The sequence below is a fragment of the Acinetobacter sp. ANC_7634 genome, assembly GCF_056779875.1.
In genome coordinates this window covers 68,508-83,005 of record NZ_JBWYIT010000004.1, presented here as the reverse complement: position 1 = coordinate 83,005, position 14,498 = coordinate 68,508, and the positions used below count along the sequence as shown (strand labels likewise).

Annotated in this window: 13 protein-coding genes; 8 read left to right on the top strand and 5 right to left on the bottom strand. The window is 38.8% G+C overall.

Going from position 1 to position 14,498, the window contains the following annotated elements:
- Positions 1 to 12 precede the first annotated feature (12 nt).
- From pstB to AC1M9A_RS06515, 6 genes are all read left to right on the top strand, one after another.
- Positions 13 to 936 (top strand): phosphate ABC transporter ATP-binding protein PstB, encoded by a 924-nt coding sequence (pstB, locus tag AC1M9A_RS06540; RefSeq protein WP_035267112.1) that lies wholly within the window; start codon positions 13 to 15, stop codon positions 934 to 936.
- 116 nt (positions 937 to 1,052) lie between these two features.
- Positions 1,053 to 2,099, top strand: a complete 1,047-nt coding sequence (locus AC1M9A_RS06535; protein WP_481609893.1) for a M20/M25/M40 family metallo-hydrolase — start codon at positions 1,053 to 1,055, stop codon at positions 2,097 to 2,099.
- A 230-nt stretch (positions 2,100 to 2,329) separates the two neighbouring features.
- Positions 2,330 to 6,163, top strand: a complete 3,834-nt coding sequence (gene purL / locus AC1M9A_RS06530) for a phosphoribosylformylglycinamidine synthase (RefSeq protein WP_481609892.1) — start codon at positions 2,330 to 2,332, stop codon at positions 6,161 to 6,163.
- Positions 6,164 to 6,267: 104 nt separating this feature from the next.
- The gene (locus tag AC1M9A_RS06525; protein WP_481609891.1) at positions 6,268 to 6,441 is read left to right on the top strand and encodes a hypothetical protein; all 174 of its coding nucleotides are present in this window, start codon (positions 6,268 to 6,270) and stop codon (positions 6,439 to 6,441) included.
- 156 nt (positions 6,442 to 6,597) lie between these two features.
- Positions 6,598 to 6,801 (top strand): abortive infection family protein, encoded by a 204-nt coding sequence (locus AC1M9A_RS06520; protein WP_481609926.1) that lies wholly within the window; start codon positions 6,598 to 6,600, stop codon positions 6,799 to 6,801.
- A 384-nt stretch (positions 6,802 to 7,185) separates the two neighbouring features.
- Positions 7,186 to 7,308, top strand: a complete 123-nt coding sequence (locus tag AC1M9A_RS06515; protein ID WP_306669938.1) for a KGW motif small protein — start codon at positions 7,186 to 7,188, stop codon at positions 7,306 to 7,308.
- 31 nt (positions 7,309 to 7,339) lie between these two features.
- Here the strand turns inward: AC1M9A_RS06515 and AC1M9A_RS06510 are convergent, their stop codons facing one another.
- Complete coding sequence (locus AC1M9A_RS06510) at positions 7,340 to 9,082, bottom strand: FAD-dependent monooxygenase (protein WP_481609890.1); 1,743 nt, start codon at positions 9,080 to 9,082, stop codon at positions 7,340 to 7,342.
- 159 nt (positions 9,083 to 9,241) lie between these two features.
- Here AC1M9A_RS06510 and AC1M9A_RS06505 point away from each other — a divergent pair, with 159 nt between their 5' ends.
- Both AC1M9A_RS06505 and AC1M9A_RS06500 read left to right on the top strand, forming a co-directional pair.
- Entirely contained in the window at positions 9,242 to 10,150 is a 909-nt protein-coding gene (locus AC1M9A_RS06505; protein WP_481593463.1) for a LysR family transcriptional regulator, read from the top strand.
- Positions 10,143 to 10,460 carry a YqfO family protein gene (locus tag AC1M9A_RS06500; RefSeq protein ID WP_092767083.1) on the top strand — a complete coding sequence of 106 codons (318 nt, stop codon included), beginning with the start codon at positions 10,143 to 10,145 and terminating at the stop codon, positions 10,458 to 10,460. Before AC1M9A_RS06505 ends, AC1M9A_RS06500 begins: the two co-directional genes overlap by 8 nt.
- On the opposite strand, the gene AC1M9A_RS06495 is transcribed toward AC1M9A_RS06500, so the two are convergent.
- The 4 genes from AC1M9A_RS06495 to AC1M9A_RS06480 all read right to left on the bottom strand — a co-directional run bounded on the left by AC1M9A_RS06495 (position 10,409) and on the right by AC1M9A_RS06480 (position 14,442).
- Entirely contained in the window at positions 10,409 to 11,491 is a 1,083-nt protein-coding gene (locus AC1M9A_RS06495) for a helix-turn-helix domain-containing protein (RefSeq protein WP_481609889.1), read from the bottom strand. The genes AC1M9A_RS06500 and AC1M9A_RS06495 overlap by 52 nt on opposite strands.
- A 168-nt stretch (positions 11,492 to 11,659) precedes the next feature.
- On the bottom strand, positions 11,660 to 12,676 hold the full coding sequence (locus tag AC1M9A_RS06490; protein WP_481609888.1) for a DUF6670 family protein: 1,017 nt from the start codon (positions 12,674 to 12,676) through the stop codon (positions 11,660 to 11,662).
- A 159-nt stretch (positions 12,677 to 12,835) separates the two neighbouring features.
- A complete protein-coding gene (locus tag AC1M9A_RS06485) occupies positions 12,836 to 13,585 on the bottom strand; it encodes a nitroreductase family protein (protein ID WP_481589018.1) in 750 nt (249 codons plus the stop codon).
- Between the two features lie 56 nt (positions 13,586 to 13,641).
- Positions 13,642 to 14,442, bottom strand: a complete 801-nt coding sequence (locus AC1M9A_RS06480; protein ID WP_481591404.1) for an enoyl-CoA hydratase-related protein — start codon at positions 14,440 to 14,442, stop codon at positions 13,642 to 13,644.
- Positions 14,443 to 14,498: the final 56 nt, after the last annotated feature.

Sequence of the window (14,498 nt, the reverse complement as noted above, 5' to 3'; positions counted from 1 at the left end):
TCGGAGCAAAATATGAATACAGTAACTTCGCAAGTAACTCAAAATTCCTTAAAAAAGGATCAATCAGTGAATTCAGATCAAACACAATTTACATCTCAAGATGCAAATCAAAAAACGTCAACTTCGTTTGTTTCACAATTTGACACGCAAAGCGAAAATAAAAAAGAAGCAAAATCGGATGTTGTAAAACTGAGTACAACTGATGTTCATGTTTATTATGGTGAATCTGAAGCGATTAAAGGCATTGATCTTAATATTTACCAAAATGAAGTGATTGCTTTTATTGGTCCATCTGGATGTGGTAAGTCAACATTCCTACGTACTTTAAATCGTATGAACGACACGATAGATAGTTGTCGGGTAACGGGTAAAGTCATGTTGGATAATCAAGACATTTATGATCCTAATCTCGACGTAGTACTACTTCGTGCGCAAGTGGGTATGGTGTTCCAAAAGCCAAACCCATTCCCAAAATCAATTTTTGAAAACGTTGCATACGGACCTAAACTCCATGGTTTAGCACGTGACAAATATGATTTAGAAGAGATCGTTGAAAATAGTTTACGTAAAGCGGGCTTGTGGGATGAAGTTAAGGATCGTTTGAATCAGCCTGGAACTGGTTTATCAGGCGGTCAACAGCAACGTCTATGTATTGCTCGAACTATTGCAGTTTCGCCAGAAGTGATTTTAATGGACGAACCTTGTTCAGCACTTGACCCAATTGCTACGGCTAAAGTTGAAGAGTTAATCGCTGAGCTTTCAACACAATATACTATTGCAATTGTTACGCACTCAATGCAACAAGCTGCACGTGTATCAGACCGTACTGCCTATTTCCATTTAGGTGATTTGATTGAAGTGAATTCGACAGAAAAAGTATTTACTCAACCTGATCATCAATTGACTGAGGCATATATTACGGGTCGATTTGGTTAATTAAAAATTTAGAAACATAAATAAAAAGAGTCTTCGGGCTCTTTTTTTATTACAAAAATCTGTGGATGAAATAAGGTTATTCCCTAAAATGGAATTCTTAATAAACTGATATCCAGATGACAATGAAAAAAATACCTTGTTTAACAGCATTAATGACCAGTATTTTTATGTTGAGTGCTTGCTCACATACACCAAATCAAAATCAACAAGTAACCACGCAAATCAATAGTTCGAATTTGATCGAACAACGTCTCATGAGTCATCTTAGTGCCTTAGAAGATATTGCATCAGCTCATGGCGGTAATCGCGCAGTTGGAACGGATGGTGGTAAGACAACTGCAACCTATATTATTGAAGAGGCAAAAAAAGCTGGTTTGCACGCTCAGATGTTACCGTTTGAAAATCGCAATAAGATTGTAGGTCAGAATATTATTATCGAAATCAAAGGTAAAAATCCTGATTTAGCTACGATAATCGGTGCGCATTATGATTCTGTGACCACAGGGCCTGGGATCAATGATAATGGTACAGGTGTAGCCGTTCTATTAGAGCTATTACAACATTATTCAAAATCTGAAAATCATCCTCAAAATACAATTTACCTTGCATTTTGGGATTCTGAAGAAGATGGTATCGGAGGTTCGCAAGATTTTGTTGCTAAAATGACACCTGAACAGCTGAAGGGAATAAAGGCTTATATCAATGTTGATATGGTCGGTACAAAAAATCCGAATATTTTGGTTGCTGATGTAGATAAATCTTCATTAAAAGATTTAGAAGCCCAATTTAAGTCTGCTGGATTATCTGAATCTGACTATAAACCAATGATTGATGGCTTAAAGTCTTTACCTAGTCATCCAGAAGATACTGCGCTTGAAGAACATTTAAAATCATTCTTTAAAGCAAAGAACTTAACGATCAAAGAAGACATCACCACTTTAACAGCAAGCGACACATCACCATTTCTAGGAAAAGTGCCGGTCACATCGATCATTTTATTTAATGAACAAGAACGTCTAGGTGCAAACGAGGGGGAGATAATTTTAGATTTTGCGCCATGTTATCACCAAGCTTGTGATACCAAGGATTTAGTTGATCCAAAATCTATGATTATGGCTCTAGAGGCGATTCAACATCTGTTAAAAGTCACCAACACTCAATAGTTGAGATGACTGAAGAATTATTTAGGCGTATCTCATTTGAATTGCATCATAGGGTGCAATTCAATTTTTTTTACTGAATAAAAAAGATTTATTCGTAAACTCGATCGAAAATATGTCTTAAAGCAGTTTTGCTATCTAGCTGAATTTTGCAATACACAGTAGAATATGCGCTCTCTTCAAGTCACATTGTGGCATGGTTCAAAAGACCATCCCGTGGAGCCAAAATCAGCATGTTTATCGTGGCCGGTGCACCAGCACACTCTTCTTTTAAGCAAACGCAACTATTAACTCGTTTACAGTCAATTAGTTCGGTTCAATCAATAGAAAGTCAATGGGTTTATTTATTCGACCAAGCGCTCAACGAGCAACAACAGCAATCCGCTTTACAGCTTCTAAATGATGGTGCGTCATTTGAATTACGCCAAGCAGCCACAGATGAGATTCAAATCTTAGTCACTCCACGCGTAGGCACAATTTCGCCGTGGTCTTCAAAAGCGACCGATATTTTCGCGAACTGCAACACACCGGTTCATCGTCTTGAACGCGGTGTTTTGTTTACTTTGAAGGGTGTAAAAGACGTTTCAAATGAAATTAAGCAAATTCTGCATGACCGAATGACAGAAAGTGTTTTCAATCAAATTGACGATGCTGCTGCTTTATTCACTGAAACTGAGCCAAAACCGCTGAACTCGATTGATATTCTAGGTCACGGTAAAGAAGCGCTCGTAAAAGCAAACTCTGAATTTGGTTTTGCTTTATCGGATGAAGAAATTGATTACTTAACTGATGCATTTATCAAGTTAGGTCGCAATCCACATGACATTGAACTCATGATGTTTGCACAAGCGAACTCTGAGCATTGTCGTCATAAAATCTTTGGTTCAGAATGGACAATCGATGGTGAAGTTCAACCATTGTCATTGTTCCAAATGATTAAAAATACCTATAAAGAATCGCCTACAGATGTATTGTCAGCATATAAAGACAATGCTTCAGTGATTGTTGGTTTTGATACGCAACGTTTTTATCCGAAAAAAGATGAAAACGGCCATTATGTTTATAAATATAAGAGCCAAGCTGCCCACATCTTAATGAAAGTGGAAACCCACAACCATCCTACAGCGATTGCACCATTTGCAGGTGCGGCAACAGGTTCGGGCGGTGAAATCCGTGATGAAGGTGCAACAGGTCGTGGTGGTAAGCCAAAAGCAGGCTTAACAGGTTTCACTACATCTAACTTGAATATTCCAGGCTTCGAACAGCCATGGGAAGAAAACTACGGTAAACCATCTCGTATGGCATCTCCACTTCAAATTATGATTGAAGGTCCATTGGGTGGTGCTGCATTTAACAACGAATTTGGTCGTCCTGCGTTAAATGGTTACTTCCGTACATTCGAGCAAAATGTAAATGGTGATGTAAAAGGTTTCCATAAGCCAATTATGATTGCTGGTGGTTACGGTAACATCCGTCCTGACCACGTTGAAAAAGATGCGATCCAACCGGGCGATTTATTGATCGTGCTTGGTGGTCCGGCAATGCTCATCGGTCTTGGTGGTGGCGCTGCTTCTTCTGTAGATAGCGGTACAATGGGCGAAAGCTTAGACTTTGCTTCTGTACAACGTGAAAACCCAGAAATGGAACGCCGTTGCCAAGAAGTCATTGATACTTGCTGGCGTATGGAAGACCACAACCCAATCGTGTCTGTACATGACGTAGGTGCTGGTGGTATTTCAAATGCCATGCCTGAACTGGTAAATGACCACGAATTAGGTGCAAAACTTGATCTTCGTAAAGTACCATCATTGGAGCCAGGTATGGCGCCAATGGAAATTTGGTCAAATGAAGCACAAGAGCGTTATGTATTGGCGATCCGTCCATCTTCATTAGAATTATTTGAATCAATCTGTGCGCGTGAACGTTGTCCGTTTGCCGTATTAGGTGAAGCGACTGAAGCGCGTCATTTAACGGTTGAAGATCCATTGTTTGGTAACAACCCAGTTGATGTACCAATGCAAGTGATCTTAGGTGGTACGCCACGTATGAGCCGTGCGTATGACTGTATCGAACGTCACGGTGATGACTTTGATGCGGCTAAAGTGACTGATCTTAAAGATGCGATTTACCGTGTGATTAAGAACCCAACAGTTGCGTCTAAATCATTCTTAATTACCATTGGTGACCGTTCAATTACAGGTATGGTTGCACGTGACCAAATGGTTGGTCCATGGCAAGTGCCTGTAGCGGATGCTGCGGTAACAACAACAAGTTTAGTGGGCTACACAGGTGAAGCAATGGCAATGGGTGAACGTCCACCTGTAGCATTGTTAAATCCTGCGGCATCTGCGCGTTTAGCAGTGGCTGAGTCAATCACGAACATCATGTCTGCAAAAATCGAGAAAATCAGCGACATTAAATTGTCTGCGAACTGGATGGCTGCAGCAGGTCAAGTAGGCGAAGACCAAGCATTATTTGAAGGTGTAAAAGCCATCGGTATGGAAATGTGTCCTGCGCTTGGCATCGCAATTCCTGTAGGTAAAGATTCTTTATCGATGCGTACTACTTGGAATGACGAAGGTGAAGATAAGTCTGTAACTTCTCCAATGTCAGGTGTGATCACAGCATTTGCACCAGTGACTGATGTGCGTAAGACATTAACACCAGAATTGAAAAACTTAGATTCAGTACTTGTACGTATTGATTTATCTAAGGGTCAATTCCGTCTAGGTGGTTCGATCTTGGCGCAAGTGTATAAAGCAATTGGTTCGGTTACACCAGATGTAGATAGCTTCGATGACTTCAAAGCATTCTTTGCATTGGTACAAGATTGGAATAACCGTGGTTTAATTAAAGCTTACCATGACATCGGTGATGGTGGTTTAATCGCAACTGTTGCAGAGATGATGTTCGCTTCACGTTTAGGTGTGGCTTTAGAAGATCAGTCTGTAGCAAGCTTATTTGCTGAAGAAATTGGTGCGGTATTACAAATTGCTAAAGCAGACTGGGATGCACTACAGGCTGAAGTTGCAGCATCAAGTTTAAAAGATGCGATCAGTGTCGTTGGTACAGTGAATACTACTGATACGTTAACGATCAATGGTTTAACGCTTGATCGTGTTGAACTGCAACAAGCGTGGACTGAAGTCTCACATCAGATTCAACGTTTACGTGACAACGTGGATACTGCAGATCAAGAATATAGTTTAATTGCGAATAAAGATCATAAAGGTCTTATTGCAAAAGCGACATTCGATTTGAATGAAGAAATTGAAGCACCGTATATCAATACACGTCGTCCGAATATGGCAATCTTGCGTGAGCAGGGTGTAAACGGTCATGTCGAGATGGCAGCTGCATTCGACAAAGTCGGTTTCAATACGATTGATGTCCATATGAGTGACCTACTTGCTGGTCGTGTAAGCCTTGATGAATTTGAAGGTTTAGTGGCATGTGGTGGTTTCTCTTACGGTGACGTATTAGGCGCTGGTGGTGGTTGGGCGAAGTCAGTATTGTTCAATCCTAAACTTCGTGATCAATTTGAGAAATTCTTTAACCGTCATGAAACGTTCTCACTCGGGATCTGTAACGGTTGCCAAATGTTGTCTCAATTGGCTCCACTCATTCCAGGTGCTGAAAACTGGCCACGTTTCCATCGTAACGTATCAGAAATGTTTGAAGCGCGAGCTGTAAACGTTCGTGTTGAAAAATCTAAATCTGTACTGTTAGAAGGTATGGAAGGTTCGATTTTACCAATTGCTGTGGCGCATGGTGAAGGTCGCGTTGTTGCAGCGGACAGCTCTATTGCTGCATTGAATGCGGGTAATCAAGTGACTTTACGTTATGTTGATAGCCAAGGTAATCCAACTCAACATTACCCATTGAACCCGAACGGCTCACCTGAAGCAATTACAGGTGTGACTTCAACTGATGGTCGTGCAACGATTATGATGCCTCATCCAGAGCGTAACTTCCGTGCGATTCAGCACTCTTGGAAACCTGAAGATTGGGATCAAGATGGTGCATGGTTACGTATGTTCCGTAATGCTCGTAAGTTTATTGGTTGATTAAATCAATAGATTGAAAAAGCCACCATAAGGTGGCTTTTTCATAAGTAAATTATTGTTTTGAAGATGTAGAATTGAGTTGAAAACAAATAAAGAGTTCTCAAATGTCTGGTTTAATTGAAAAAGTATTACACTTGCGTGAATTGCTAATAGCTAGGGCTACAGATAGTTATGAAAAAGGTGCCTCAGAGGCATTTAAAGAGCTTAGAAAAGAATTGATGATAAAAAAACATTTTATGGATATATTCCATTTATTGTTAAAGATACAAATACCTTAGATGAGTTTGAAGCGAGAATTAAATGGGATTTTAAATCTTATGTGGAACGTGAGAATTATATTTATTCAGAATTTAAAGAGTTATTGAGTGTTTTAGAAAGACGAAATACTTCTCCCTAAGATCAAGTAGTGGAGTTGAGAATTAAGTTCTGATTATATTCATCAAATATGGCAGAAATCACTAGAGCGGAAAGTAACTGATCCTGATATTAATCAACTGTATAGATTAGTCAGTAAAAAATTAAATTTAGCGCCTTCTCAACACAAAGAACAAACTTTTAAACAGATTCTTGAAAGATGTAGTACAGTGATTGAAGGCTTAGGATCATTGAGAAACAAAGTAGGGGATGCACATGGTTAGGGCAAAAAGAATTTTAAGCCTGCATCGCGTCATGCTGAATTGGCAGTCAATTTAGCTGGAACAATGTCAGTTTTTTTATTTTCAACGTGGAGCTTAAAAGAAAATAATGAATAAATTTATTAATAAAAAACATTGTTAAATAGTATCTTAAATTTACCTTATGGAAAAATAAATTTAGATTCGCTAACATGAGCTTATTCAGCCACCATTTTGGTGGTTTTTTGTTTTTATAGATTTGGTTTCAAAATCTTTCTCCCACTGGACTTGGTTTGGTTTTTGCTTTTATATAGAGGTTAGGACAAGTGTGTTTATTGGACATATAGCTAACCATAATAAGTAAGAATTTAATGCGGTTCGTTTTTAACTCAGGTATGAGGTGACGATATGACCAAAACAATGATGATACTGAACAAACACGAGTTGAGGCATAAAGGCTGGAAGCTATTCGCTTTTGTGACCAGTCTTCAAATCCTATTTTTAATTGCAGGTTATTTCTTAACTGCGTAAAAAAAAGCCACCTTAAGGTGGCTTTTATTATTTAAACAGTAAGTTGAATCTGTTTTAGAACTGCTCTCAGAGTATTTTCATAATCAAAAGATTCATTGGTACTGTCTTGATAACGCCAAGCGACATAGCCATCTGGACGTACTAAAACAGCACCAGATTCATGAATTTCAGACTTCGCATTCCATGTACCATAGACATCACGATAATCTCTTGAACCGATTTGAATGACATCTAAATACTCAAGATTAAGCTGTTCAGCAGCTTGTTTCCAGCCTTTGCCTGACAGGCCAGTGAGTAAGGTAAAACGACCTTTGCCCGTAATATCTAAAGTTGAAACTTTTTGACCTTTAGCATTGATGAGCCAAGTATGCGGTACTTTTGCTCCAGGGCGTGTAGTGGCTTGTAGGTAAAGTTGATCATCTTGTTTAAATACTTCAGGTTCTGATTCAGAGATGACCGCATTTGAGCTATAACGCTGATTCAGTTCAACACCTTGAGCATTAAATTCAAAATTTTTAATTGCTAATGCATTGTAGAGTTTTGTACGTATTTCAGCGCCTTGTTCATTTTCAGCAAAAATACGCTCCAGCATTTGCTTTTGGGTTGTTACACCTTGATCAAAACCAAAAACTTCTTTGAGGTGTTTATAATCAAATCGTGATTGGTTGGCACGTGCAACAATTTGCTTACCTACAGGCGCACGTTCAACGGTATAAGAATCGAGAAGCGTAGGTTGAGACCAACCTTTAACTGCATATGCAAGTTTCCAACCGAGATTAAAGGCATCTTGCATGCAGGTGTTTGAGCCTAGACCACTTGATGGTGGGTGACGATGCACTGCATCACCACCACAGAATACACGACCTTTCGAATATTCAGTTGCCCATGTTTGGTTCACGTACCAATAAGACAATTTTTGAATTTCAACATCTTCAACATGCTCACCAACGAAAGCATCTAAACGTGCATGAACTTGCTCTGCAGTCACTTGAGGCTCGCCCTTAGAAATATCGAAGCCCCAACCCATAATCCACTCATTCCATGGGGTGATGGCACGCAATAGCCCCATACCTAAATCACCAAAACTTGCTTCAGGATTGACTATCCATTGCAAAATCGCAGGGCGGTGCTGAACATATTTAGATAAGTCCGCCTTAAAGGTCACATACACTGTACCAGCTCGCGCCATAACGCCTTCAAGTGGTAATCCCAATTGTTCGACAACTTTTGAACGTGCACCGTCCATTCCCACCAAGTATTTTGCACGTAAACTAAATTCGGTATTGGTAATATGATTGAGGAATGTTGCAGTCACGCCGTGTTCATCTTGTACGTGAGATAAATATTCAGTATTGAAGTTAAAAATAGCGCCACGCTCTGCCGCATTTTTAACGAGCAGCGCTTCCATTTTAGGTTGGATAAGATCCACTAAAGGGCATGGACTTCCTTTGATATAATCGCCATGACGCTCATCACCTGTGCCCCAAGCACTGATACGGGCAATTTCTTCTCCGACTAAACTGGTTGTGATCAGGCTTTCACCCATGTGTTCCCAAGGTGTTGCGATTTCCTTCACCTGTTCTTCGATACCTAAATCACGGAGGACTTCCATGGCACGTTGATTAGTAATATGTGCACGAGGACTGTTGGCTAACCAATTAAACTGGGTAAACAATTGAACTTTGACGCCATAATTGGTAAGGGCAAGCCCCAGAGTTGAACCAGCAGGACCAGTACCAATGACAAGAACATCAGTGTCAAAATGTTGAGACATGCTTTTTCCTAAATGAATTGAATACATGGGGAGAGTTTTTGAATTGAGTCAGTCTAGAAAAAAAGTGCAGTGATCTATAGTCGTATTCATATAAACTATCGATCTATATAAAATTCAAAGTAATGAAAGTGCACTTATGCACGATGGGCTGATTGAGATATGGAATTACGACATTTACGGTATTTTATGACTGTTGCTCAAGAGCAAAGCTTTACTAAAGCTGCCGAAAAGCTCTATACCGCACAACCATCACTCAGTCAGCAAATTAAAGATCTTGAACACGAAGTCGGTGTTACTTTATTTGATCGGACCACTCGTAAAGTCAAACTGACTGATGAGGGGGAAGCATTTTTAAAATACGCAGCTTTGACGCTGGACAATGCCAAGCAAGCTGTAGCTGCAGCTAGACAGGTCGCTCAGCAAAAGAATAATCAGATTCACATTGGATTTTTGAATGTGGCTGAACTGAAACTGATGCCTAGCATTCTGGCGCAGTTAAGAAAGAATATTCCTAATCTTAAAATTCATTTACACAGTTTGACTTGTACTGAGCAAATACAAAAACTTAGAAATGCTGAACTTGATATATGTTTTACTCGATACAAAATGGATCATTCAGATTATGAAGATATCCATATTTTGACAGAACAAATTTATTTGGTGGCTGCAGACAATCTTCATCCTTCAGAACGGACATTGAAACTACAAGAATTAAAAAATTCATCAGTCATTATGTGTGAACAAAATGCTTCACCAATATTCTATGACAAATTAAATGTTCTAGTTCCCTTCGAAAAGATGGATGATCAAATGCTGTGGGTGACTAATGTATTACAGCATATCAATCTGATTAATTTGGGAATGGGCTTTAGTTTTGCTCCCGAATACCTCCTGAAGTTTTTAAATCATAATATCAAAATTGTGAAAACAGATGAGCAATTACCACAGCTTGGTCTATATGCGAATTATCATCGTCATTCAAACAATATTGCATTGAAAATGATTACTGAAGCCCTTATGCAAATGACAACAGAGCGGAAAAGAGTGGAAGAGGTTATTCATGCTTAAACTGATCTATTTTGTACCAGAATCACATCTAGAGTTGACGAAACAGGCAGTATTTGAAGCAGGTGCAGGCGGGATCGGTGATTATGAGCAATGCGCTTGGCAGGTCAAGGGCTTAGGTCAATTTAAACCTGTCAATGGGGCTCAACCATTTATAGGTCAAGTCGGAGAGCTTGAACAAGTTGAAGAGTGGCGTGTAGAAACTATTGTGCCTGAAGATAAAGCCATAGAAGTGGCACGTGCATTAAAAGCCAGTCATCCTTATGAAGAACCAGCTTTTGAATTCTTACACATTATTTCTATTGACCCATGATCGGTTGAATTTTGTATGCGCTGACGATACGAGGATGGAGATTCTCCTGTCCAATATTTGAAGGCTCGAGAAAAGGCTGATGGCTCTGAAAACCCTGTTAAATAGACAATTTCATCATGTTTGAGTGCGGTTTTCGCTAGTAACTGACGAGCAAGTTTTTGTCTGAATGACGTTAGAACATTCTCGTAATTCGTTCCAATATCTTTGAGTGAAATTTGGATTTTACGCGGGGAGAGTTTAAGAATTCTTGCGATATCTTCTAGAGCGAATTGTCTTAATTTTAGTTGTTCGCTTAAAGCCTCTTCAATTTGAATGACTAGTTCATGTTTATCTACAAGTTCAATGTGCTTCTCAATGATAGCTTGATGTAACAGAAATAAATCAGGCTGAGCAGACGGAGAGGCATATTCTAGAATTTCTGCTTTGAATTTTATACAACCATAAGGCTGATTAAAATAAACTGGGCAATGCCATAGCTCATGATATAAGTCCTGAAATTCTGTATTGTCGTAGCTGAGCCAAATTTCTTGTGCTTGAAATTTTCCCTGACTGATATAATCAAAAAAAGATAAAACAATGGTAATCGTACATTCTAAATAATGGCGGACAGGGTGATGAAAACCTTTTAGGGTAACGGTGTCATCTTCTATGTGAAGTTCAATATCCAATCCTGTAGTGAAATATTGATAGTATTTCATTGCTATTTTTAATGCATCACCAAAATTTGCACTACTTAAAAAAATGTATTCAAAAAGTTGACCACGAAAAGTGGGGAGATGGTGACCGACAGTTAAACCAATATTGGAATTTTGTGTAATAACTTCTGTGAGTTCCCAGAATTTTTTTTGAACACGATTGTCATATCTTAAATCGCGTTGAGGATAGTCGATTGGATGTTGTAACGCATTTAATTGCGAAAATATTAAATCCACATCAACGCCCATATTTTGCAGTGTCTCGTATACCATGCTTGGAAAAATACCAGCATCGGTTCTGATTTTACTTTTTCTTGCGCTCATACCGATATTCAAGACTCAAGTCATGCATTGGAAAAACTAAGGATGCTCTATCCTCAGTTTAAAATGCTGAAATTATAATGTTGAAATGAGTTTAGAAATAATTTGAATGAATGAACATGTCTTTAAATGTCAAAGCCCCATCTCATGAGGCTTAATTATTGAAAATTTATTTTGAAGCGCTTAATTGCTTATAGGATCAATATACTCAATATAACCTCGACCCTGAATATGCTGACCTTTGAATTGACCTGAATATTGGTAACTACCTGCATAACCGCCAGCCATACCATATTTAAAGTCGCCATTGGCCTTGCCATAAATAGAAATCAAAAGATTGCCTTGATCATCATTGACTTGCCATTCAAAGACTCGAGGTAAACGCATTTTAATGCCATTTGGTGTAGTTACAGGTTCAGGCTCATATTCATGCACGACAGATTTAAGCCCTCGTTCGTATATTCCTCCATGATGATCTATAGAACGAACGTAAACACGACTTTGCAAAACTAAACCCATTGGACCATGAGTGTCCACAAATAAGACTTGAGTGTGGTTATTAATATTTAAGATTTGATAAGTAAAAAATCGAATGGGAATGTTGATATTGACACCACGTGCATATTCGAAGGTGCATAGACCTTGAACCTGAGTTTTCTGCCCATCGAGTTCTAAATATCCTTGGTACTCACAAAGCAGTGACCAATGTTCATACATGCTTCCGGCGAGTTTAACGAAATGTGCGATTTTATCAGTCGCTTTTAATTTAAGTTCATAATTGAAAGCATGACCTTGGCGAGTTGCTTTAATGTCTGGGTAGTTAACCTCTATAACTAAGTCATTACCGAATTTGAGATATTGACCATTAGTCGCCAGTAAACATTCATGCTGTATACTATATCCAGAAAATAAATTAGGCTGCGTTGCAGCAGTACCAATTAATAGATTTGCGGTATCTAAATCTGAAGTTTTTATTAAATGAGAATTTCTGAATATTTTAACGAGAGGTTGTCCTGCAACCACAATCATATTTAAGAAGTTGAATGGGGCAGGTAGATTGGGAATCATGATCCCGTAGTGTACACAGGTATATTTTCCGAGAGGTGTGTGGATCGCAGTGTTTGCATCAAAAGCTTGACCATTTACTAGAGCTGAATGATCTATATGTTTAACAATGCTTGAGGGAAGTTTAATTTTCATCTTATTCTCAATTAATATTTTGGCTTAAAATCATTTTTGGAAAAATACAATCAAAAATATAAATCGAGATAAAAGAAAAAAATTGACACTACAAACAGTAAGCAATTGTTTGAAGTGTCAACACGAAAAATAAGTCATCAAAAATGTGTGATATTACATTTAAACTTTTTGAATAAATAAGTCTCGATCGAAACGATATTGTGGGAAGAACACACCATCTTCAGCACGCTCTCCCGCACCAATGACCATAATTGGAAACTCTTTAGCATTGAGCCCCAATGTTTTACATACTAAAGGTTCGTCAAAACCTTCCATCATACAACTGTCGAATCCATAAGCTCTGAGCGCGAGTACAAGATTTTCGCAGGCTAAAGCTGTTGTCTTCGCTGCCCAAAGTTTGGCATCCGCAGGTGTAAAAGCGGTAACAGGCATTTGTTTGTCAAAAGTACGTGCTACTTTGAAAGTTACTTTCTTAAAGTTACCAATTGCATTTAAGTAACCCGTTTTATAATTCAGTGGAATATAGGTGTAATATTTTTTGACGAGTGGAGGAATCTCAGGAAATGGAAATTCTTGAATATTCAGCTTTGCCATTTCATTAATTCGATCTGTACGTGCGACACAGACAATCAATTCAGCCGCTGTGCGCGCAGCCCATTGATTTAGACACGCTTTTACAATCTTTTGTTTCTTTTCAGGATTTTGGACAACATAAAAAGTCCAAGGTTGTAAGTTAGATGAATTAGGGGCCAAGAGTGCTAAATCTAAACATTGATCGAGGATATCAGACGGTATAGGTTTTTCTGTAAACTTCCGAACAGATCGACGACTGGTCACGACCTTTTTGAAATTTTCAACATCAATGCCTTGTGGTGCAGGTTCGTAGTAGCGTTTTTTTTCAGTCGTCATGATCCATTCCTTAGATAGAGAGTATTCAACGAGTCGTGAGACTCGGATCTTTTAGCTTAATTAAATTGTGTGAAATCAGGTTTACGTTTTTGCATAAAAGCTTGTACAGCTTCCATCATTTCTGGAGAACCGACGCGCCCCATAAAGATTACTGCTTCATGATCAATCCAGGACACGATCTCATCAACATCATGTTTCATTAAGGCTTTAGATTGCACTAGAGAAGCAAGTGGTAGTGAAGCCAGTTGAGTGGCTTTTTGAGCGGCAATTGCATAAACGTCAGATTCAATACTGTTGATCAAGTTTGCAGCCAATGCTTTTTCACTGTCGAATTTATCAGCAGTTAATAAAAGTTCTGCTGCTTTCACATGACCTGCTTGACGTGCTAGTAATTTACTAGATGCGCCTTCAGGTGAAAGACCTAAGCTTACAAATGGAATTTGGAACAAAGCAGTGTTATCTGCATAAACTAAGTCACAATGCAATAAGATCGTTACGCCAATACCAATTGCGACACCACGTACCGCAGCAATCAGTGGTTTAGAAAATTTAGCAGCAGATTTTAAAAGCACAAAAGGAGGACCATCTTCTGGACGAATTTGATCTTTCATCGCCGCAGATTTCATGAAGTCTTGCATATCATTACCAGCACTGAAATCCGCATCTTCGCCACGTAAAATGACCACACGAACAGCTTGATCTTTGTCTGCTTCATCAAGGGCTTTGGCGATCCAGAGGTATAATTCGCCGTATAATGCATTTTTGGCTTTAGGACGATTAATCGCCAAGGTCAGCACACCTTCTTCTAATTTTGCATTTAAATGCTCATGAGGTTGTTGAATACAACTTAATGACATCGTACTATCCTTGCTTTCAATTAATATAGATTTTATGAAATCTATTATGTCGTATT

Coding starts and splice junctions, on each gene's coding strand:
- pstB (WP_035267112.1), top strand. CDS start 13: ATGAATACAGTAACTTCGCAAGTAACTCAAAATTCCTTAAAAAAGGAT.
- AC1M9A_RS06535 (WP_481609893.1), top strand. CDS start 1,053: ATGACAATGAAAAAAATACCTTGTTTAACAGCATTAATGACCAGTATT.
- purL (WP_481609892.1), top strand. CDS start 2,330: ATGTTTATCGTGGCCGGTGCACCAGCACACTCTTCTTTTAAGCAAACG.
- AC1M9A_RS06525 (WP_481609891.1), top strand. CDS start 6,268: ATGTCTGGTTTAATTGAAAAAGTATTACACTTGCGTGAATTGCTAATA.
- AC1M9A_RS06515 (WP_306669938.1), top strand. CDS start 7,186: ATGACCAAAACAATGATGATACTGAACAAACACGAGTTGAGGCATAAA.
- AC1M9A_RS06510 (WP_481609890.1), bottom strand. CDS start 9,082: ATGTCTCAACATTTTGACACTGATGTTCTTGTCATTGGTACTGGTCCT.
- AC1M9A_RS06505 (WP_481593463.1), top strand. CDS start 9,242: ATGGAATTACGACATTTACGGTATTTTATGACTGTTGCTCAAGAGCAA.
- AC1M9A_RS06500 (WP_092767083.1), top strand. CDS start 10,143: ATGCTTAAACTGATCTATTTTGTACCAGAATCACATCTAGAGTTGACG.
- AC1M9A_RS06490 (WP_481609888.1), bottom strand. CDS start 12,676: ATGAAAATTAAACTTCCCTCAAGCATTGTTAAACATATAGATCATTCA.
- AC1M9A_RS06485 (WP_481589018.1), bottom strand. CDS start 13,585: ATGACGACTGAAAAAAAACGCTACTACGAACCTGCACCACAAGGCATT.
- AC1M9A_RS06480 (WP_481591404.1), bottom strand. CDS start 14,442: ATGTCATTAAGTTGTATTCAACAACCTCATGAGCATTTAAATGCAAAA.